This window comes from Streptomyces sp. NPDC093094 (genome assembly GCF_044754345.1).
Lineage (GTDB): Bacteria > Actinomycetota > Actinomycetes > Streptomycetales > Streptomycetaceae > Streptomyces.
The window spans coordinates 317,869-337,494 of record NZ_JBIVOX010000001.1 but is presented as its reverse complement, the minus strand read 5'-3'; the positions used below and the strand labels follow the sequence as shown (position 1 = coordinate 337,494).

The window sequence follows — 19,626 nt, the reverse complement described above, 5'->3', positions numbered from 1 at the left end:
CACCAGCCGCACAGCGGAACGGCACGGCACGGACGCGAGCCGCACGCCGGACCAGGACGGCACAGACACCAGCCGCACGCCGGACCAGGACGGCACAGACACCAGCCGCACGCCGCACCGGAACGGCACAGACACCAGCCGCACAGCGGAACGGCACGGCACGGACGCGAGCCGCACGCCGGACCAGGACGGCACAGACACCAGCCGCACGCCGGACCAGGACGGCACGGACGCGGACCGCGCGCCGGGTTCCGGGGCCCGGGAGCGGGTCGGGCTGGCTCAGGCCGCTCTGCTGTCCGCGCTGGTGGCGGGGACGCCGGTGCCCGAGGGGTTCGACCGGGTGCGGGTGCGGGTGCAGGCCCGGGCACTGGCCGGGAAGCGGGCGGACGTGGTCGCGAAGGTGGCGCCGGAGCTGCCGGTGATCCTCGGGGACGGCTACCGGGCCGCCTTCCTCGGCTATGCCCAGCGGCACCCCATGACCGGCGGCTACCGCCACGACGCGCTCGCGTTCGCCGCCCACCTGCTGGACGGGGACGAGCCGCGGAGCGTCCGCGCCCGGCGTGAGCTGCGCGAGTGGTGGCTCGACCGCTCGGGCCCGGCGCCCCGCGACCGGACCCGCCCGCACGCCCGGCTGGCCCGGGCCACCCGCAGGGTGCTGCTGCGCCGGTGACCCGAGGGGGCCGGCCCGCCTCGGCGGACGCCGTTGTTCTCCGAATGTGCCGGGAGTGATGAACCCGTTAGGTCCTCCGTTTCACCCGGCTCCGCCCGGATATGCGGCACGCTTCATGCCCCTTTTCGCCCCGTGGTGGGCGTGGTTGCAATCGTTCGTCCCTGTACGGAAGTCGGCCGGACCCCGCAGTAATATGCCAACCCCGCCAACCCCCGCACCCGAAGCACACCCGCGTGCGGTGCCGCAACAGGAGGCACCATGCGATCGCGAACGACCCTCACCCGCAGAGGCGTGTTCAGCGGAACCGGACTCATCGTCACGGGCCTGACCGCGACCCTGCTGGCCCTGGTCTTCCCGATCTGGTCCTACGCCGACCGCTCGGGGACCGGCCCGGCCGTCCTCGACGCCCAGACCGTGTCGACCCGGTTCGGTCCGCTGTCCGCGCTGGACCGGGAGTTCGTCACCAAGGTCCGCCTCGCGGGCCTGTGGGAGCTGCCCGCCGGCCAGCAGGCGCAGGAGAAGGGCACGACCCAGGCCGTGCGCACCGCGGGGCAGCATCTGGTCGACGGGCACGTCTTCCTGGACGACCGGGTCCGCGACGTGGCCTCCCGGCTCGGCCTGGAGCTGCCCGGCGAACCCAACGAGCAGCAGCAGGCATGGCTCGGCACCCTGGACGCGGCGCAGGGCACCACGTACGACCGGGAGTTCGCCAACATCCTGCGGCTCGCCCACGGCAAGGTCTTCGGCGTGGTCGCCCAGGTCCGCGCGAGCACCCGGAACTCGCTGGTGCGGCAGCTCGCCGACGACGCCAACGCGACCGTGCTGGACCACATCAAGGTCCTGGAGGCCACGGGGTACGTCGACTTCGACCAGCTGGCCCGTGACATGGCGGCCGCCAGCGCGCCGCCGATCACCAACTCCCCCGCCCCGCCCGGCCCGACCGGGAACCCCCGGCCCGCCCTGCCGGTGGCCCCGTCCCCCTCGCAGACCTACTCGCTGCCGCCCGCGGCGACCGGTCCGCCCCCGCGCAAGGACTCCTAGGGCACATCGGGCGAACAGAACGTCACATGCCCGCGACACCGTGTCCGGACAGTGAACGAGGCATGGCTTTCTCCAGGTTGTCGGCGTAGAAACATGTCATGTTCTGGGTGCTTCTTCTGCTGCTCGCCTGGGCCGCCGCCGGTCTGGCGTGCGCGCGGCTGTGCCTGGCCGCCGTGCGTGCCGCCGACCGGGAGACGGAGCAGGACGCGGGCGGGGACCGGCACACGTCACGTGCGGACCGGGACCGCTCGCTGACCCTCTACGAGGCGGCGTTCCTGTCGGGCGGCCCCCGCCGGGTCGCCGACCTGACGCTGGTGTCGATGGCCCGTCGGCGCAGGCTGCTGCTGGCGCACACCGGCTGGGCGACCGTCGTCGACCCGCGCGGCCACGACGACATCGAGCGTTCGGTGATCGGGGCGATCGGTCCCGGGGGCCAGTCCCCCATCGCGGCGGTGCGCACCGCCGCCGCCCGCGCCGACTCCGTGCGGGCCCTCGCCGAACGACTGGCGGGCGAGGGCCTCGCGGCGGCCGACGACGGCCGCTCCTCCCTCGCCTCCTCGGTCCGCCGGGTGCGGGCCGCCGCCGCCCTGGTGACGGGGCTCGGCGCGACCGCGCTGCTGCTGCCCCTCCCGGCCGGGACGCCGCGGCCGCTGATGGCCATGTGGTTCGCGCTGCCGCTGGCCCTCACGCTCGGCAGCCTCGCGATCGCCCGGTTCGAGGCGCACCCGTACTCGCGCTGGGCCTCCCCCGCCGGACAGCGCCTGCTCGGCGCACTGGCCCGGCACACCCGGGACGGGGACGACCGGGACGGGGGCCACCGGGCCTTCCTCGCCTCGGTCGCCCTGCGCGGCGTGCACGCCGTCGGCGAACCGGACCTGCGGGCGGCTTTCGAACACCGGGAGCAGTATCCGGAGCGACGCGCCGACCGCGACGGCTGACTCCGGCCTCCCGAGGGGGCGCACAGGGAGCATTGGGGCCGACACCGGCCGTGCGGTGCTTGCCTTCCCCGCCGACCGAACGAAACATCCCTTTTGTCGCCGCCGTGCACCGAAGGGATCCGCGATGAGAGCTGCCGCCCGTCACTCGGCCGCAGGGCTGACCGCCGCGTTGCTGCTGACCACCCTCGCCGCAACGCCCGCGGGCGGCCTTCCCGGCGCGGTGCCGGACACACCGTCCGCGCCGCACGGCACCGCGGCGGCCGCCCTGTACGGCACCGCGGCCGAGGTGCGCGGCGCCACCGTGGCCACCGTGCGCGCCCGGGCCGCCGGCATCGACTTCGGCGCGTGCTCCGACGGCCAGGACCTGCCCGGCAGCATGGAGTGCGGCACGGTCGGCGTCCCCCTCGACTACGCCCGCCCCGACGGCAGGCAGATCGAGCTCGCCGTCTCCCGTGTCCGGGCCACCCACCGCGACCCGAAGAACAGCAAGCGCAAGGTCCCCCGCCAGGGAGCCCTCGTCTACAACCCGGGCGGCCCCGGCTCCTCCGGCTTCTACTTCCCGCTGATCGGCCTGCTCCCGGAGTGGAAGCGCATCGGCGCCGCCTACGACCTCGTCGGCTACGCCCCGCGCGGCGTCGGCCGCTCGGCGCCGCTGTCCTGCCAGGACCCCAAGCGGTACTTCAAGGGCCCCTCCCAGGCGCCGGTCCACCCCTCGGAGTCGTACAAGAGGGAACGCATCGCGCAGGCCAAGGCATACGCGCGCGGCTGCGCCGAACGGTCGGGCAGCGCCCTGCGGCACTTCCACTCCCTGAACAACGCGCGCGACCTCGACGTGCTGCGCGCCGCGCTCGGCGAGTCCCGGCTGACGTTCATGGGCGCCTCCTACGGCACGTACTTCGGGGCGCTGTACGCCACGCTGTTCCCCTCGCACGTGCGGCGCATGGTCTTCGACTCGCCGGTGAACCCCGACCCGGACCGGGTCTGGTACCGCAACAACCTCGCCCAGTCCGCCGCCTTCGAGGAGCGCTGGAGCGACCTGCGCGAGTGGATCGCCCGGCACCACAGGACGTACGGCCTCGGCGACACGCCCGCGAAGGTGCTGCGCAGCTACGAGAGGGCGCGGGCCCGGCTGGCCGCGGAGCCCGCGGGCGGCAAGGTCGGACCGGGGCAGCTGCAGGGGGCGTTCCTGCAGGCCGGGTACTACGACGACTACTGGCCCCTGCGGGCGCAGGCGCTGTCGGAGTATCTGAAGGGCGACCCCGGACTGCTGGTCGACATCGCCTCACCGGTCCAGGAGGCGGCCGGTGAGGCGGAGAACTCCGGCGCGGTGTACACGGCCGTGGAGTGCAACGACGCGCCCTGGCCGACCGACTGGAAGGTGTGGGACCGGGACAACACCCGGCTCGCGCGGGTCGCGCCGTTCGAGACCTGGGACAACGTGTGGGCGAACCTGCCCTGCGCGTACTGGACCGCGCCGCGCCAGCAGCCCGTCGATGTGCGGACCGGGCCGGGCGAACTGCCGCCGGTGCTGATCCTCGCCGCCGAGCGGGACGCCGCCGCGCCGTACGAGGGGGCGCTGGAGCTGCGCCGCCGGCTGGCCGGGTCCGTGCTCGTGACCGAGCGGGACGCGGGGTCGCACGGCGTCGCCGGGGGGCCGAACCGGTGCATGAACGGCTACTTCGAGGCGTATCTGCTGGAGGGCCGGCTTCCCGCGCGGCGCTCCGCCTGCGCGGGGCGCGCGGAGCCGCGTCCGGCCGGCTGACGCCGTCCGTCGTGGACGGACCGCCGTGACGGCCGGCCGCGCGGCCCCCGCGCCCCCGGGGGCGTCTAGGCCAGGCCCGCCACGAGGTCGCCGACGGACTTGCGGCGGCCCGTGAAGAACGGGACCTCCTCACGGACGTGCATCCGGGCCTCGGAGGCACGCAGATGACGCATGAGGTCGACGATGCGGTACAGCTCGTCGGCCTCGAACGCGAGCAGCCACTCGTAGTCGCCGAGCGAGAAGGAGGCGACCGTGTTGGCGCGGACGTCGGGGTAGCCGCGGGCCATCTTGCCGTGGTCGGCGAGCATGCGGCGGCGGTCCTCGTCGGGCAGGAGGTACCAGTCGTAGGAGCGCACGAAGGGGTAGACGCTGACGTAGTTGCGCGGCGTCTCGTCGGCGAGGAACGCCGGGATGTGCGAGCGGTTGAACTCGGCGGGGCGGTGCAGCGCCATGTTCGACCAGACCGGCTCCAGCGCGCGGCCCAGCCGGGTGCGGCGGAAGAGGTTGTACGCCTCCTGGAGCTGGTCGGCGGTCTCCGCGTGCCACCAGATCATGACGTCGGCGTCGGCGCGCAGGCCGGAGACGTCGTAGGTGCCGCGGACCGTCACGTCCTTGGCGGCGAGCTGGTCGAACAGCTCCTGGACCTCTTCGGCGTAACCCGCGCGGTCCTCGGGCAGTACGTCCTTCAGCTTGAAGACGGACCACAGGGTGTAGCGGATGACCTCGTTGAGGTCCTTGGCCAGCTTGCCCTTGTTCGGGATCCGGTCGGGGCCGGTGGTGGGGGCGTCGTCACTCATGGTCCTCATTCTCCCGCTCCTCCGTGCAGACTCTGCACCGGGTGGGCGGTGAGCTCCTGCACACCGCCGAGATCTCCGTCGAGCTGGTCCACGGCCGCGTGCGCGCTCGCGATGCAGGCCGGGACGCCGACTCCGTCGTAGACCGCGCCGCACACGGCGAGACCGGGGAGCTCGCCGATGTGCTCGCGGATGCGCGCCACGCGCGCGTGATGGCCGACCGGGTACTGCGGCAGGCCGTCGGTCCAGCGGGTGACGCGTGTGTCGAGGGGGCGCGCGTCCAGTCCGGTCGCCTCGCGCAGGTCGTGCCGGGAGACGTCGACGAGGCCGGCGTCGTCGCGGCCGAGGATCTCCGTCTCGCCGTGGCGGCCGACCGAGGTGCGCACCACGACCACGTCCGGGTTCTGGTCGGCGATCCAGCCCCACTTGCGGGAGGCGAAGGTGGACGCCTTGACGGTGCGGCCGTCGACCGGCGGGACCAGGAATCCGCTGCCCTCGGGCAGCACGGCGTCCTCACGGCGGTAGGCGAGGGTGATCAGCGCCATGGACGCGTACTCGACGGCGGCCAGTTCGGCCGCCGCGGCGGGAACCTCGGCGCGCAGCAGCGCCGCCGCGGCGGGCGCGGGGACGGCGACGACGACCGCGTCCGCGCGCAGCACCCGCTCCCCCGCCGTCACCCGCCAGCCGGCCGGCTCACGGCGCAGCTCCGTCACGGGTGTGCCGGTGAGGATCTCTCCGCCCCGGGCGCGCACCGACTCGGCGACCGCGAGCGGCAGGCGTCCCACTCCGCCGACGACGCCCGTGAACACCGGCCCCGTCCCCTGGGCCGCGGCCGCCTTCGCCTGGATGTCGCGGACGGCCTCGGTGAGCGAGGTGTGCCGCTGCGCCGCCTCGAAGAGCTGGGGGACGGCCGAGCGCAGGGAGATGCGGTAGGCGTCGCCCGCGTACACCCCGCCCAGCAGGGGTTCGACGAGCCGGTCGACGACCTCGCGGCCGACCCGGGCGGCGACGAACTCGCCGACGGCCACGTCGTCGCCGATCTCGGTGCGGGGCAGCTCGGCGTCGGCCTCGATGCGCCTGAGGCCCTCGTCGCTCAGGACGCCGGCCAGGGCGGAGGCGGTGCCGGGGACGCCCATGACATGGCCCTTGGGCATCGGGCGCAGGGCGCCGCGGGTCCAGAGCGAGGCGGTGGCGGTGGCGGGCGGCCGGAGGCTGCCGGCCAGGCCCGCCTCCCGGGCGAGGGCGACCGCCTCGGGGCGGCGGGCCAGCAGCGACTCGGCTCCCAGGTCCACTCGGACGCCCGCGATCTCGCCGGGCAGCAGCTTGCCGCCGACCCGGTCGGACGCCTCCAGCACGGTCACCGCCGAGCCGCGCGCCAGCAGCCGGTGGGCCGCGGCGAGGCCGGCGATGCCCGCGCCGATGACGACGACATGCCTGGTGTGGGTGCCACGTGCGCTCATGCCCCCACCTTCTCATCCGGCGCCCGGAGTCCTGCCAGGGCCGTGTGGCCCTGTCGAGTCCCGACCGTGACCGCATCGGAACCCTGCTCGGCGAACGTCCGCACAGGGTCCGCGCGTCGAAGAGACATCAGCCGCAGTGACCCTCGGGGGGCAGCCGTGCACAGACGTTCCGCAGGTTCCGCGCAGACCCTGGCCGGGCTCCTGCTCGCCGCCGCGCTCGCGCTCACCGGGTGCGGCGCGGGCGCCGGCGACAGCGGCGGGGGCGGCGCCGACGACAAGGCGGCCGCCTCCGAGGCCCGCACGGGCCGAGCCGGCGGACAGGGCGCGGCCGAAGGCTCCACCGCCGCCGAGGGCCAGGCGCCCGTGCCGGACCCGTCGTACATCGTGCGGACCGCCGCGCTGACCGTGCAGGTGAAGGATGTGCCGAAGGCGCTGGAGGAGGCCCGTGCGGTCGCCGGGCGGGCGGGCGGCTACGTGGGTGAGGAGAGCACCTCCCGGGACGCCGGGGGCCGCGAGCGCACGCGCGTGGTGCTGCGGGTGCCCGCCGACCGCTACGACGGGGTGATGGAGGAGCTCCGGGGCGCGGGCCGGCTGCTGGAGCGCACCGCGCGGGCGGAGGACGTCACCGGCCAGGTCGTCGACGTCGAGAGCCGGATCAGGACCCAGCGGGCGAGCGTGGCCCGGATCCGCGCGCTGATGGACCGGGCGGACCGGCTCGGTGACGTGGTGCAGCTGGAGGGCGAGCTGAGCACCCGCCAGGCCGATCTGGAGGCGCTGCTGGCCCGGCAGGCGTCCCTGAAGGACCGGACGAGCCTGGCGACCGTCACGCTGTCGCTGACCGAGGCGCCCGTCGTGCGGGAGGCCCGGGGCGACGACCCCGGATTCGTCGACGCGCTGTCGGGCGGCTGGGAGGCGTTCCTGACGACACTGCGGTGGATCGCCCTGGTGCTGGGCGCGGTGCTGCCGTTCGCCGCGGCGCTCCTCCTGCTGGTGCTGCTGTGGCTGCGGGTCGTACGGCCCCGGCTGCCGCGCGGGTCCGCCGGCACCCCGGCACCGGCGTCCTCGGCGCCGGCGTCCTCCGCGCCCGCCCCTTCCGTGGCCACGCCCGGCACGCTGCCGGCGGCGCGACCGGCACCGGGTCCGCACGAGGAGGCCGGGCGGGACTGAAACGCCGTCCGCCCGTAGCGTGTTCGCATGACCATGAACGGTGGCACGGGGAATGCGAAGAGGCGTCTCGTCGTGATCGGCGGCGACGCGGCGGGCATGTCGGCGGCGTCCCAGGCGCGGCGGCTGAAGGACCGGGACGAACTGGAGATCGTGGCGTTCGAGCGCGGCCACTTCAGCTCCTACTCGGCCTGCGGGATCCCCTACTGGGTGGGCGGCGACGTGACGGACCGGGACGAGCTGGTCGCCCGCTCCCCCGAGGAGCACCGCTCCCGCGGGATCGACCTCAGGATGCGCACCGAGGTCACGGAGATCGACGTGGCGGGGCGGCGGGTACGCGCGCGTGACGTCGATTCGGGCGCCGTGTCCTGGACGTCGTACGACGATCTGGTGATCGCCACGGGGGCCCGGCCGATCCGCCCCGACATGCCCGGCGGCGACGCGCCGGGGGTGCACGGTGTGCAGACCCTGGACGACGGACAGGCGCTGCTGGACACGCTGGAGCGCACGCGCGGGCGGCGCGCGGTGGTCGTCGGCGCCGGGTACATCGGTGTGGAGATGGCCGAGGCGCTCATCCACCGCGGGTACGAGGTGACCGTCGTCAACCGGGGCAGCGAGCCGATGTCGACGCTGGACCCGGACATGGGCCGGCTGGTGCACAAGGCCATGGAGGGCCTGGGCATCACCATGGTCGACGACGCCGAGGTCACCGCGGTCCTGACCGGATCCGACGGGCGGGTGCGGGCGGTGGCCACCGCGGACGCGGAGTACCCGGCCGACGTGGTCGTGCTCGGTATCGGTGTGCGTCCGGAGACCTCCCTCGCCCGGGCGGCCGGGCTCCCGCTGGGCCGGCACGGCGGTCTGCTCACCGACCTGGCGATGCGGGTGCGCGGCCACGAGAACATCTGGGCCGGCGGCGACTGCGTCGAGGTCCTCGACCTGGTCTCCGGCCGCGAACGCCATGTCGCGCTCGGCACGCACGCCAACAAGCACGGCCAGGTCATCGGCACCAACGTCGGCGGCGGCTACGCCACGTTCCCCGGCGTCGTCGGCACCGCCGTCAGCAAGGTCTGCGACCTGGAGATCGCCCGCACGGGTCTGCGCGAGAAGGACGCCCGGCGCGCGGGCCTGAAGTACGAGACCGTCACGATCGAGTCGACGAGCCGCGCCGGGTACTACCCCGGCGCGGCTCCCATGACGGTCAAGATGATCGCCGAACGCCGCACGGGCCGCCTCCTGGGCGTCCAGATCGTCGGCCGCGAGGGCGCGGGCAAACGCGTCGACATCGCGGCGGTGGCCCTGACGGCCCGTATGACGGTGGAGGGGATGACGGCCCTGGACCTGGGCTACGCCCCTCCGTTCAGCCCGGTGTGGGACCCGGTGCTGGTGGCGGCGAGGAAGGCGTCGGCGAAGGTGAACCCGGCTAGGCCGACGAGCCGCTGATCCGCGGCAGGGTGGACACCGTGGTGGCCCCCGTCTGCTCGGCCGGCTTCGCGTGCGCGGCGGCCGGCCGGGACCGCAGCCGGTGGCTGACGGCCTCGTCCAGGGTCACGGGCCGCTGCAGCTGCGCGGCGAGCCGCCCCGCGTCCTGGCCCAGCCGGGCCACGTCCTCCCAGGGCAGCCGCACCACCAGCGCGACCTCGGCCTCTCCGTCCGGGAGGGCATGCATCGCGGGCACAGCACTGACTCGCTCGTTCATCGCCATGTGCAGTCATACGCGCGCGCGGACCGCCCTGTTCACCGGTTCGGCCGCCGATTCCCGGGCAGTAGTCCCCCGTGGTCATCCCCGTCCATGACGTGAACCCGGTGCGCCGTACCCCCTGGGTGACGTACGGCCTGATCGCCGCGAACGTCCTCGTCTTCCTCCACATGCCCTGGAACGAGGACCGTCTGGTCCAGCTCTGCCGTCTCCAGGCGCTCCTGGACCAGTACGCGGCGGTGCCGCAGGAGTTGATCCACCATCAGCTGCCGCGGCTCGTGTCCACCGGCGAGGTCGGGGCGGGGCCCGGGGGTCCGGGCTGTGCGGTCGCGCCGCCCGACTACGTCAAGTCGCCGGAGCTGAGCGTGCTGACGGCGATGTTCCTGCACGGCGGCTGGCTGCATCTGCTGGGCAACATGCTGTTCCTGATGATCTTCGGCAACAACATCGAGGACCGCATGGGCCACATCCGCTTCGTGCTGTTCTACGGCGTCTGCGGCTTCGCGGCGACCTACGGCTTCGCGCTGCTCGACGCCGGTTCGGGCGAGCCGCTGATCGGCGCGTCCGGGGCGATCGCCGGAGTGCTGGGGGCCTATCTGGTGCTGTACCCGAGGGCACGGGTGTGGGTGCTCGTGCCCTTCCTGGTCTTCCTGCCGCTGCGGCTGCCCGCCTGGATCGTGCTGGGCTTCTGGTTCGGGCTGCAGGCCGTGTACTCGTACGGCGAGGGCGTCTCCGGCACGGGCACGGTGGCGTACACCGCGCATGTCGCCGGCTTCCTGGCGGGCATGCTGCCGGCCTGGCCGCTGCGCCGGGGGACGCCCGCGCCGCCGGAGCCGCGCGGGCTGCTCTTCGGCAGACAGGCGCGGACCCGGCACACGTGGTGAGCGCCCCCGGCGGTCTCTAGCGGGCCGTCTGCGTGTGGACGTGGTCGACGAGGCGGGTGAGGGCGTCGGGGTCGGTGGACGGCATGACGCCGTGACCGAGGTTGAAGATGTGGCCCTCCAGGCTCGCGGCCGAGTCCAGGACCTCTCGGGCCTTGGCCTCGACCGCCTCGGGCCCGGCGAACAGCACGGTCGGGTCCAGGTTGCCCTGGAGCGCCTTGCCGGGGCCGACGCGGCGGGCTGCCTCGTCGAGCGGGACGCGCCAGTCGACGCCGACGACGTCCGCGCCGGCCTCGCCCATCGGACCGAGCAGTTCACCCGTGCCGACACCGAAGTGGATGCGCGGGACGCCGTAGGACTCGACCGCCCGGAAGACCTTCGCCGAGGCGGGCAGCACGGAGCGGCGGTAGTCGACGGGGGCGAGCGCGCCGGCCCAGGAGTCGAAGAGCTGGACGGCGGAGGCGCCGGCCTCGATCTGGACCTTCAGGAAGGCGGAGGTGATCTCCGCGAGCCGGTCGAGCAGGTCGGCCCACAGCTCGGGGTCGCCGTACATCATCGCCTTGGCGTTCTCGTACGTACGGGACGGACCGCCCTCGACGAGGTAGCTCGCGAGGGTGAAAGGAGCACCGGCGAAGCCGATGAGCGGAGTGCTCCCGAGCTCGCGGGTGAGCAGACCGACGGCCTCGGTGACGTAGGAGACGTCCTCGGGGGTCAGGTCGCGCAGCCGGGCCAGGTCGGCGCGGGTGCGGACGGGCTGCTCCACGACCGGGCCGACGCCGGGCTTGATGTCGAGGTCGATGCCGATGGCCTTGAGCGGGACGACGATGTCGCTGAAGAAGATCGCCGCGTCCACGTTGTGCCGGCGCACCGGCTGGAGGGTGATCTCGGTGACCAGCTCGGGGCGCATGCAGGATTCCAGCATCGGAATGCCCTCGCGGACCTTGCGGTACTCCGGCAGCGAGCGGCCCGCCTGGCGCATGAACCACACCGGCGTGTGCGGCACGGGCTCGCGCCGGCACGCCTTGAGGAAGGCGGAGTCGTAGGTGGCTGTCGGCTGCTGGCCCGCAGGGCTTCCGTTGGCACTCACGTCGGAAAGTCTCGCACGGCCCCGGAGCGGTCACGGCCACGCCCCTGGGGCCGTGACCGGCCTCGCGCGGTCCGGCCGCGGGGGCGGGCCGGGCGGCGGCGCCGGAAACCACGACGGCGGGGCCCGGCGGGTGTCTTGCCCTGCGCACGGCCCCCGTTCCCCTTACTCTTCCCCGCATGGCTGCGGCTCAGGGACGACTGTCGGACGACGCTGGCGGAATGGACGAGGCGAAGGGGACGGGGGAGGCGGAGCGGCACAAGGACGCAGCGACACCCTTGCCGTTCAGGGCCGCTGTCGAGGCGCTGCGGGCGGCCCGGCTGCGGCCGCAGATCGAGGTGGAGCCGACACCGGCCCCCAAGCGGCTGGCCCCCTACTCCTACGCGCTGGAGGCCGCCGTCGTGGACGGCGAGCAGGAGCTGGCCGACGGCAGACTGGTGCTGCTGCACGACCCGGACGGGCACGACGCCTGGCGGGGCACGTTCCGGCTGGTGACGCTGGTGCGGGCGGAGCTGGAACCGGAGATGGCGGCGGACCCGCTGCTGCCGGACGTGTGCTGGAGCTGGCTGACCGGGGCGCTCCAGGCGCGCGGGCTGGCGTTCGGCGAGCCGAGCGGCACGGTGACCCGGGTGAGCTCCCATCACTTCGGCGGGCTGTCGGCGCGGCCGGCGAGCTCGCAGATCGAGATCAGGGCTTCGTGGACGCCCCGGGAGGGGCCGGGCGGCATTCCGGAGACGGCGGCGCATCTGGCGTCCTGGTGCGATCTGCTCGCCCAGGTGGCGGGGCTGCCGCCGGCCGGTCCGGGCGACGCGTCGGTGGTGACGCTGCCGCAGCGGCGCGGTCCGCAGTCACGCTGAGCTCCGCCACCCGCTTCCTGGTGCCCGCAGGGCCGTCTCTTTGTCGATACGGCCACTTTCAGTCAGGAGCGGTCGATCGAACGAACCTATTTGGCCACCGAACGATCGACCACCTGTCCGAATTGCACTAATTGTTACTCACTAGATCGTGATCATTCCCTAAAGGGCCCCGGGGTTGCTGCCGAAGACGTCTGTGACCTTCAAAGCCGTCAGCACCCAGGAGGCCTGGTGTCCGTTCTCCTCGAGCAGCCCGCAAGCCTGGTCGCCTACCGCCCCAACAAGCCCACCGCCATGGTCGTCGTCTCCGATCCACGTGTCCGATCCACCGTCACCCGACATCTGTGGGCGCTCGGCGTACGCGACGTCATCGAGGCGTCGTCCATCGCCGAGGCCCGTCCCCGCGTCGGCAACCCCCGCGACATCTGCGTCGCCGACGTCCATCTGCCCGACGGCTCGGGCCTGACCCTCCTGTCGGAGACCCGCGCCGCGGGCTGGCCCAACGGCCTGGCCCTGTCGGCGGCCGACGACATCGGCGCCGTGCGCAACGCCCTCGCGGGCGGGGTCAAGGGCTATGTCGTCACCGGCACCCGCACCAACGTCGGGCTCCCCACCCGGCCCGGTGCGGCTCCGATCGGCTCGGCCGCCGCCCGGCTGCACCGCCGCCCCCCGGGTGCCCCGAGCCACCCGGGCGGCTACCGCGAGCTCTCCGGCCGCGAGGTCGAGGTGCTCCGGCTCGTCGCCGAGGGCCAGTCGAACAAGGCGATCGGTGTCTCGATGGGGCTGTCCGCCCTCACCGTGAAGAGCCACCTCGCCCGCATCGCCCGCAAGCTCGGCACGGGCGACCGCGCCGGCATGGTCGCGGTCGCCCTGCGCACCGGGATCATCCACTGAGGCGATGTTCATGGACATGACTGGAATCGGGCGGTGAACCCCGTGCTCGTCCGCTTCCTGCCGTGAACCGTCGTGAACCGGAAGTTTCACCGACCTGACTGGTTTACGACCCCTGGGTGCCCGTCGACGGAACGTTCCGTCGACGGGCCCTGTCCATACATGGATACCCTTGACAGGTGACCGACGCCCAAGAGACCGCAGCAGACACACCACTGCGAACCACCGGGGGCGCCCCTCCGGACGACGACGGATCTTCTGCTGCAGGGGCGCCGATCCCGCTGCTCGAACCCCGCGAGGGGATTCCGCCCGTGATCACCGACGAGGCCGGTCTCGCCGAGGTGATCGCCGCCTTCGCCGCCGGCCGCGGTCCCGTGGCCGTCGACGCCGAGCGCGCCTCCGGCTACCGCTACGGCCAGCGCGCCTATCTGGTCCAGCTGCGCCGCGAGGGCGCCGGCACCGCCCTGGTCGACCCCGTGGCCTGCCCCGATCTGTCCGGGCTCGGCGAGGCCCTGGCCGGCACCGAGTGGGTGCTGCACGCCGCCACCCAAGATCTGCCCTGCCTGCGCGAGATAGGCATGACGCCGGACCGGCTGTTCGACACCGAGCTGGCGGGGCGCCTCGCGGGGTTCCCGCGCGTCGGCCTCGGGGCGATGGTCGAGTCCGTCCTCGGCTTCGTCCTGGAGAAGGGCCACTCCGCCGTCGACTGGTCCACCCGCCCGCTGCCCGAGCCCTGGCTGCGCTACGCCGCCCTGGACGTGGAGCTCCTGGTCGACCTGCGCGACGCGCTGGAGAAGGAGCTGGACCGGCAGGGCAAGCTGGAGTGGGCGCACCAGGAGTTCGACGCGATCGCCTCGGCTCCGCCGCCCGAGCCCCGCAAGGACCCCTGGCGCCGTACGTCCGGGATGCACAAGGTCCGCAGGCGCCGGCAGCTGGCCGTCGTACGGGAGCTGTGGCAGACCCGCGACCGGATCGCCCAGCGGCGGGACGTCTCCCCGGGGAAGGTGCTGTCCGACGGGGCCATCGTGGAGGCCGCGCTCGCGCTGCCGGCCGACGCGCACGCCCTTGCCGCGCTGCCCGGCTACGGACACCGGACGGGGCGGCGGCAGCTGGAGCAGTGGCAGGCCGCCGTGGACCGGGCCAAGGCCCTCGCCGAGTCCCAGCTGCCGCAGCAGGGGCAGGCCGTCGCGGGGCCCCCGCCGCCCAGGGCCTGGGCCGACAAGGACCCCGCCGCCGCGGCCCGGCTGTCCGCGGCCCGGACGGCCGTCTCGGCCCTCGCCGAGCAGCTGAACATGCCCCAGGAGAACCTGGTCGCCCCGGACACCGTCCGGCGGATCTGCTGGGAGCCGCCGAAGGCCGTCGACGCCGAGTCCGTGGCGGCCGCGCTCGCGGGGTACGGGGCCCGGCCCTGGCAGGTCGAGCAGGTCACGCCCGTACTGGTCGGGGCCCTGTCCGCCTAGGCGGCGGGGCACCTGTCCCCGGTCGCCCCCGGCGGGAAGCCGTCGCAGAAGCGGAACAGCGACGTCGAGATCACGCCAAGATCTTCGGAGGGCACGGAGAGACAGGGGATGCGGAAGCCGTCACCTGCGGCGGTCCCCCTCACGACGGCGACCGCGCCACCGGCCGGCCCCGGTGACGGCAAGGACACTCCCCCGGCGGACGGTGAGGGCGCCGGCGCCCTCGGCACACCGCGCCGCACCGTGCACGACCACGCTCGACGCGGCGGTGCGGGCGCCGGATCGGCCGTGGCATGCCGGGTGACGACCGGCCGCTCCGGGAAGGAGGGCACGGGCGGCACGGCCCCGTCCACGGTCCCGCGCGGCGAGCGGCCCCGGCGATCACGTACGGCAACGGCATCAGGGCGGCGGGGCCGTCGGCGGCCACGGAGACCGGGATGCCGGTGCCGGGGCGTGTCACTGCCGGCGCGGGACGACTCGCGGCCGGGCCTGCCGATACGGCCGGCACGATCCACGACGGGCCATGATGTGCCGGGGTCCGGGGAGATCCCGGGAGGAGGAGGGGATCGCCTCCGGCGCCCCTGCCCCGCCCCTGCCGGTGCCTCCGCAGGCTCCCCCTGCCGGCGCTCCGGGGCCGCGGCGCCTCCGCCGTCCGGGTGAGTTCCCGGCCTCTCGGCCGCCCCGTTCCCGATGTGACCTTCGCCGCTCCGGGCGTCAGGGGTGTGCAGCTACGTTACTCGTAAGTAGCATGTGTCTGAGCGCGCGCTCAGTGCATGCGTGCCGCAGCAGTGCCATCCCGCACCCTGGAGGAGAGCCATCGTGCCTCGTACCGTCAGGGACGTCGTTTTCGTCGACGGCGTCCGCACCCCGTTCGGCAAGGCGGGCCCGAAGGGCATCTACCACGAGACCCGGGCCGACGACCTGGTCGTGAAGGCGATCCGGGAGCTGCTGCGCCGCAACCCCGGCCTGGACCCCAAGAAGATCGACGAGGTCGCCATCGCCGCGACCACCCAGATCGGCGACCAGGGCCTGACCCTGGGCCGCACGGCGGGCATCCTGGCGGGTCTGCCGCAGTCCGTACCGGGTTACTCCATCGACCGTATGTGTGCCGGCGCCCTGACCGCCGTGACCACGACGGCCGGTTCCATCGCCTTCGGCGCCTACGACGCCGTCATCGCCGGTGGCGTCGAGCACATGGGCCGTCACCCCATGGGTGAGGGCGTCGACCCGAACCCGCGCTTCGTGTCGGAGAAGCTCGTCGACGAGTCCGCCCTGTTCATGGGCATGACCGCGGAGAACCTGCACGACCGCTACCCGACCATCACCAAGCGGCGTGCCGACGAGTACGCCGTGCGCTCGCAGGAGAAGGCCGCCAAGGCGTACGCCGACGGCAAGATCCAGCAGGACCTGGTGCCGATCTCGGTGCGCCGCACCAACCCCGAGGCCGGCGAGACCGGCTGGGGCCTGGTCACGGCCGACGAGCCGATGCGCCCGGGCACGACCCTGGAGAACCTCCAGGGCCTCAAGACGCCGTTCCGCGTCCACGGCCGGGTCACCGCGGGCAACGCGGCCGGCCTGAACGACGGCGCCACGGCCTCGATCATCGCGAGCGAGGACTTCGCCCGCGAGAACAACCTGCCGGTCAAGATGCGCCTGGTCTCCTACGCCTTCGCGGGCGTGGAGCCCGAGGTCATGGGCTACGGCCCGATCCCGGCCACGGAGAAGGCCCTCGCCCAGGCGGGTCTGTCCATCTCCGACATCGGTCTCTTCGAGATCAACGAGGCGTTCGCGGTCCAGGTGCTCGCCTTCCTGGAGCACTACGGCATCGCCGACGACGACGCCCGTGTGAACCAGTACGGCGGCGCCATCGCCTACGGCCACCCGCTGGCCTCCTCCGGTGTCCGTCTGATGACGCAGCTGGCCCGTCAGTTCGAGGAGCAGCCGCACGTCCGCTACGGCCTGAACACCATGTGCGTCGGCTTCGGCATGGGCGCGACCGTCATCTGGGAGAACCCGCACTTCGAGGGGGACAAGTGAGCACCACCGCTGAGCTTCTGAAGGGTGCGGCCGAGCTGTTCCCCGACGAGGTCGTGACGTCCGCGCACGTCCGCCACCTCGACCTGCCGTACGGCGCCGGGCGCTTCGCCCTGATCACGCTGGACAACGGCTTCGACCACACCAAGCCGACCACCTTCGGCCCGCAGTCGCTGGCGAACCTGGGCGCCGCCATCGACCAGGTCGAGCAGGAGGCCACCGCCGGCTCCATCGTGGGCGCGGGCATCACCGGCAAGCCGTTCATCTTCGCGGTCGGCGCCGACCTCAAGGGCGTCGAGCTGCTGAAGAAGCACGAGGACGCGCTGGCCATCGGCAAGGGCGGCCACGAGGTCTTCAAGCGCCTCGCGGGCCTCGCGGTCCCGACCTTCGCGTACTACAACGGCGCGGCCATGGGCGGCGGCGTCGAGGTCGGTCTGCACTGCACCTACCGGACCGTGTCGAAGGCCCTGCCGGCCTTCTCCCTGCCCGAGGTGTTCCTCGGTCTGGTCCCGGGCTGGGGCGGCTGCACGATCCTGCCGAACCTGATCGGTGCCGAGAAGGCCGTCTCGGTGATCATCGAGAACAGCCTCAACCAGAACAAGCAGCTCAAGGGCAAGCAGGTCTTCGAGCTGGGCATCGCCGACGCCCTGTTCGAGGGTGCCGACTTCCTGGAGCAGTCGCTGCTCTGGACGGCCCAGGTGCTCAAGGGCGACGTCAAGGTCGAGCGTCCCGCGATCGACCGCGGCGAAGCCTGGGACCAGGCCGTCGCCAAGGGCCGCTTCATCGCGGACTCCAAGGTGCACGGTGCCGCCCCGGCCGCCTACCGCGCCCTCGACATCATCGAGGCGTCCAAGGACGGCGACCTGCAGAAGGGCTTCGACGCCGAGGACGTCGCCCTCGCCGACCTGATCATGGGCGGCGAGCTGCGCTCCGGCATCTACGCCTTCAACCTGGTGCAGAAGCGCGGCAAGCGCCCTGCCGGTGCCCCGGACAAGAACCTGGCACGCCCGGTCACCAAGGTCGGCGTCGTCGGCGCCGGTCTGATGGCCTCCCAGCTCGCGCTGCTGTTCCTGCGCCGCCTGGAGGTGCCGGTCGTGCTGACCGACATCGACCAGGAGCGCGTCGACAAGGGTGTGGGCTACGTCCACGCCGAGATCGACAAGCTGCTCGGCAAGGGCCGTATCAACCAGGACAAGGCCAACCGCCTGAAGGCCCTGGTCAGCGGTGTCCTGGACAAGGCCGAGGGCTTCGCGGACGCGGACTTCATCATCGAAGCCGTGTTCGAGGAGATGACGGTCAAGCAGAAGGTGTTCGCGGAGGTCGAGGCGGTCGCCCCGGCACACGCGATCCTCGCCACCAACACCTCCTCGCTGTCGGTGTCGGAGATGGCCTCCAAGCTCCGGCACCCGGAGCGCGTGGTCGGCTTCCACTTCTTCAACCCGGTCGCGATCCTCCCGCTGCTGGAGATCGTCCGCGGCGAGCAGACCGACGACGCCTCCCTGGCCACGGCCTTCGGCGTCGCCAAGAAGCTGAAGAAGACCGCGGTGCTGACGAAGGACGCCCCGGCGTTCGTCGTGAACCGCATCCTGACCCGCTTCATGGGTGAGATCCAGAACGTCATCGACGAGGGCACCCCGGTCGCCGTCGCCGAGAAGGGCGTCGAGCCCCTCGGTCTGCCGATGTCGCCGCTGGTGCTGCTGGAGCTGGTCGGTCCCGCGATCGGCCTGCACGTCTCGGAGACCCTCAACCGGGCCTTCCCCGAGCGCTTCACGGTCTCCCCGAACCTCAAGGCGGTCGTCGAGGCGGGCAAGCGCGGCTTCTACGTCTACGACTCCGGCAAGCCGGAGCTGGACCCCGAGGTCGCCGCGCTGCTGAAGCAGGGCGATGTCGTCCTGACCGAGGAGCAGGTGCGCGACCGGGTGCTCGACGCGGTGGCCCAGGAGATCGGGCTCATGCTCGACGAGGGTGTCGTCGCCGAGGCCCAGGACATCGACCTCTGCCTGATCACCGGTGCCGGCTGGCCCTTCCACCTGGGCGGCATCACGCCGTACCTGGACCGTGAGGGTGTCTCCGAGCGGGTGAACGGCAAGCGGTTCCTGGAGCAGGGCGTGGCGTCGGTTCCGGCGTAACCCCGTACGCGTACGGTGCCCGGCACATCGGCGGATGTGCCGGGCACCGGCGTTTCCGGGCCCGGACCTCCCGCCGGGCCAGGAGCTCCCGCTCCGGGGCCAGGAGCTCCCGCTCCGGGGCCAGGAGTCCCCGCAGAGCGCCCGGTACCCAGGGGCAGCCGGGGAGGCGCTCGGCCCGGCGCAGGATCCCGTCCTCGGCGGGCGGACGGAGGCCGAGGCGGCTGTCCCCGCCCCGGACGACCGGTCACCGCTCACGGTGCGGACCACCGGCACGAGGCCGCTTCAGGGGCTGCCGTGGCGACCGCCCTCGTCAGGGGCCGTGGCACCCTGAGGTCATGGATGCCCCGCTGCTGGTGATCGTCGATGCCGCGAACGTCGTCGGGTCGGTGCCGGACGGCTGGTGGCGGGACCGGCGCGGGGCCGCGGAGCGGCTGCGGGACCGGCTGGCGGCCGACGGGCTGCCGGGGCGTCAGGAGCCCGTCGAGATCGTGCTGGTGGTGGAGGGGGCGGCGCGGGGCGTCACCTCCGTGCCGGGCGTCCGGGTGGAGTCCGCCCCCGGCAGCGGGGACGACCTGATGGTCTCCCTCGTCGCGGCCGCCCCCGGACGTGCCTGCCTGGTCGTCACGGCGGACCGGGAACTGCGCCGCCGGGTGGGCGGCCTGGGCGCCTCGGTGACCGGGCCGCGTGCCGTACGGGGCGGCGAGGGCTGAGCGCCGTTCCGCCGCCGCGCCGGGGCCCGGGGTGCGCGGGGGCGGGAACCGCACGCGC

General features: G+C 73.5%; 16 protein-coding genes and 1 pseudogene. 13 read left to right on the top strand and 4 right to left on the bottom strand.

What is annotated here, in order from left to right; genetic code table 11:
• The 4 genes and pseudogenes from ACIQGV_RS01115 to ACIQGV_RS01100 form a co-directional block, all read left to right on the top strand.
• A pseudogene (locus ACIQGV_RS01115) lies at positions 1 to 670 on the top strand (DUF692 domain-containing protein); the annotation flags it as partial.
• Between the two features lie 258 nt (positions 671 to 928).
• Complete coding sequence (locus ACIQGV_RS01110; RefSeq protein ID WP_402488644.1) at positions 929 to 1,711, top strand: DUF4142 domain-containing protein; 783 nt, start codon at positions 929 to 931, stop codon at positions 1,709 to 1,711.
• A gap of 98 nt (positions 1,712 to 1,809) precedes the next feature.
• The gene (locus ACIQGV_RS01105) at positions 1,810 to 2,649 is read left to right on the top strand and encodes a TIGR04222 domain-containing membrane protein (RefSeq protein ID WP_402488641.1); all 840 of its coding nucleotides are present in this window, start codon (positions 1,810 to 1,812) and stop codon (positions 2,647 to 2,649) included.
• A 124-nt stretch (positions 2,650 to 2,773) separates the two neighbouring features.
• Positions 2,774 to 4,411 carry an alpha/beta hydrolase gene (locus ACIQGV_RS01100; protein ID WP_402488638.1) on the top strand — a complete coding sequence of 546 codons (1,638 nt, stop codon included), beginning with the start codon at positions 2,774 to 2,776 and terminating at the stop codon, positions 4,409 to 4,411.
• 65 nt (positions 4,412 to 4,476) lie between these two features.
• Here the strand turns inward: ACIQGV_RS01100 and hemQ are convergent, their stop codons facing one another.
• Both hemQ and hemG read right to left on the bottom strand, forming a co-directional pair.
• Complete coding sequence (hemQ, locus tag ACIQGV_RS01095; protein WP_402488636.1) at positions 4,477 to 5,208, bottom strand: hydrogen peroxide-dependent heme synthase; 732 nt, start codon at positions 5,206 to 5,208, stop codon at positions 4,477 to 4,479.
• A 5-nt stretch (positions 5,209 to 5,213) separates the two neighbouring features.
• Positions 5,214 to 6,665, bottom strand: a complete 1,452-nt coding sequence (gene hemG / locus ACIQGV_RS01090; RefSeq protein ID WP_402488633.1) for a protoporphyrinogen oxidase — start codon at positions 6,663 to 6,665, stop codon at positions 5,214 to 5,216.
• 156 nt (positions 6,666 to 6,821) lie between these two features.
• Between hemG and ACIQGV_RS01085 the strand changes: the two genes are divergently transcribed.
• Positions 6,822 to 7,832: a DUF4349 domain-containing protein gene (locus ACIQGV_RS01085; protein WP_402488630.1), complete on the top strand. Its 1,011-nt coding sequence runs from the start codon at positions 6,822 to 6,824 to the stop codon at positions 7,830 to 7,832.
• A gap of 27 nt (positions 7,833 to 7,859) precedes the next feature.
• On the top strand, positions 7,860 to 9,272 hold the full coding sequence (locus ACIQGV_RS01080) for an FAD-dependent oxidoreductase (protein WP_402488627.1): 1,413 nt from the start codon (positions 7,860 to 7,862) through the stop codon (positions 9,270 to 9,272).
• On the opposite strand, the gene ACIQGV_RS01075 is transcribed toward ACIQGV_RS01080, so the two are convergent.
• Positions 9,253 to 9,498, bottom strand: coding sequence for a hypothetical protein (locus tag ACIQGV_RS01075; RefSeq protein WP_402488624.1), 246 nt, complete (start codon positions 9,496 to 9,498; stop codon positions 9,253 to 9,255). The genes ACIQGV_RS01080 and ACIQGV_RS01075 overlap by 20 nt on opposite strands.
• 107 nt (positions 9,499 to 9,605) lie before the next feature.
• Between ACIQGV_RS01075 and ACIQGV_RS01070 the strand changes: the two genes are divergently transcribed.
• Positions 9,606 to 10,412: a rhomboid family intramembrane serine protease gene (locus ACIQGV_RS01070; RefSeq protein ID WP_402488621.1), complete on the top strand. Its 807-nt coding sequence runs from the start codon at positions 9,606 to 9,608 to the stop codon at positions 10,410 to 10,412.
• Between the two features lie 16 nt (positions 10,413 to 10,428).
• Here the strand turns inward: ACIQGV_RS01070 and hemE are convergent, their stop codons facing one another.
• Positions 10,429 to 11,496 (bottom strand): uroporphyrinogen decarboxylase, encoded by a 1,068-nt coding sequence (hemE, locus tag ACIQGV_RS01065; RefSeq protein ID WP_402488618.1) that lies wholly within the window; start codon positions 11,494 to 11,496, stop codon positions 10,429 to 10,431.
• Positions 11,497 to 11,672: 176 nt separating this feature from the next.
• On the opposite strand from hemE, the gene ACIQGV_RS01060 reads away from it, so the two are divergent.
• The 6 genes from ACIQGV_RS01060 (at position 11,673) to ACIQGV_RS01035 (ending at position 19,568) form a co-directional block, all read left to right on the top strand.
• Positions 11,673 to 12,350 (top strand): DUF3000 domain-containing protein, encoded by a 678-nt coding sequence (locus tag ACIQGV_RS01060; protein ID WP_402488615.1) that lies wholly within the window; start codon positions 11,673 to 11,675, stop codon positions 12,348 to 12,350.
• 228 nt (positions 12,351 to 12,578) lie between these two features.
• A complete protein-coding gene (locus ACIQGV_RS01055; RefSeq protein WP_402488612.1) occupies positions 12,579 to 13,241 on the top strand; it encodes a LuxR C-terminal-related transcriptional regulator in 663 nt (220 codons plus the stop codon).
• 176 nt (positions 13,242 to 13,417) lie between these two features.
• Positions 13,418 to 14,698, top strand: a complete 1,281-nt coding sequence (locus tag ACIQGV_RS01050; protein WP_402488609.1) for a ribonuclease D — start codon at positions 13,418 to 13,420, stop codon at positions 14,696 to 14,698.
• 816 nt (positions 14,699 to 15,514) lie between these two features.
• On the top strand, positions 15,515 to 16,732 hold the full coding sequence (locus ACIQGV_RS01045; RefSeq protein ID WP_386575671.1) for a thiolase family protein: 1,218 nt from the start codon (positions 15,515 to 15,517) through the stop codon (positions 16,730 to 16,732).
• Positions 16,729 to 18,858 (top strand): 3-hydroxyacyl-CoA dehydrogenase NAD-binding domain-containing protein, encoded by a 2,130-nt coding sequence (locus ACIQGV_RS01040; protein ID WP_402488605.1) that lies wholly within the window; start codon positions 16,729 to 16,731, stop codon positions 18,856 to 18,858. Before ACIQGV_RS01045 ends, ACIQGV_RS01040 begins: the two co-directional genes overlap by 4 nt.
• Positions 18,859 to 19,193: 335 nt before the next feature.
• Positions 19,194 to 19,568 (top strand): NTP pyrophosphohydrolase, encoded by a 375-nt coding sequence (locus ACIQGV_RS01035; RefSeq protein ID WP_402488602.1) that lies wholly within the window; start codon positions 19,194 to 19,196, stop codon positions 19,566 to 19,568.
• Positions 19,569 to 19,626: the final 58 nt, after the last annotated feature.

What these genes read in the sequence shown, in the direction of transcription:
- ACIQGV_RS01080 (WP_402488627.1), top strand. Translation starts at nt 7,860, where the DNA reads ATGACCATGAACGGTGGCACGGGGAATGCGAAGAGGCGTCTCGTCGTG.
- ACIQGV_RS01110 (WP_402488644.1), top strand. Translation starts at nt 929, where the DNA reads ATGCGATCGCGAACGACCCTCACCCGCAGAGGCGTGTTCAGCGGAACC.
- ACIQGV_RS01060 (WP_402488615.1), top strand. Translation starts at nt 11,673, where the DNA reads ATGGCTGCGGCTCAGGGACGACTGTCGGACGACGCTGGCGGAATGGAC.
- hemG (WP_402488633.1), bottom strand. Translation starts at nt 6,665, where the DNA reads ATGAGCGCACGTGGCACCCACACCAGGCATGTCGTCGTCATCGGCGCG.
- ACIQGV_RS01075 (WP_402488624.1), bottom strand. Translation starts at nt 9,498, where the DNA reads ATGCATGCCCTCCCGGACGGAGAGGCCGAGGTCGCGCTGGTGGTGCGG.
- hemQ (WP_402488636.1), bottom strand. Translation starts at nt 5,208, where the DNA reads ATGAGTGACGACGCCCCCACCACCGGCCCCGACCGGATCCCGAACAAG.
- ACIQGV_RS01035 (WP_402488602.1), top strand. Translation starts at nt 19,194, where the DNA reads ATGGATGCCCCGCTGCTGGTGATCGTCGATGCCGCGAACGTCGTCGGG.
- ACIQGV_RS01100 (WP_402488638.1), top strand. Translation starts at nt 2,774, where the DNA reads ATGAGAGCTGCCGCCCGTCACTCGGCCGCAGGGCTGACCGCCGCGTTG.
- ACIQGV_RS01105 (WP_402488641.1), top strand. Translation starts at nt 1,810, where the DNA reads ATGTTCTGGGTGCTTCTTCTGCTGCTCGCCTGGGCCGCCGCCGGTCTG.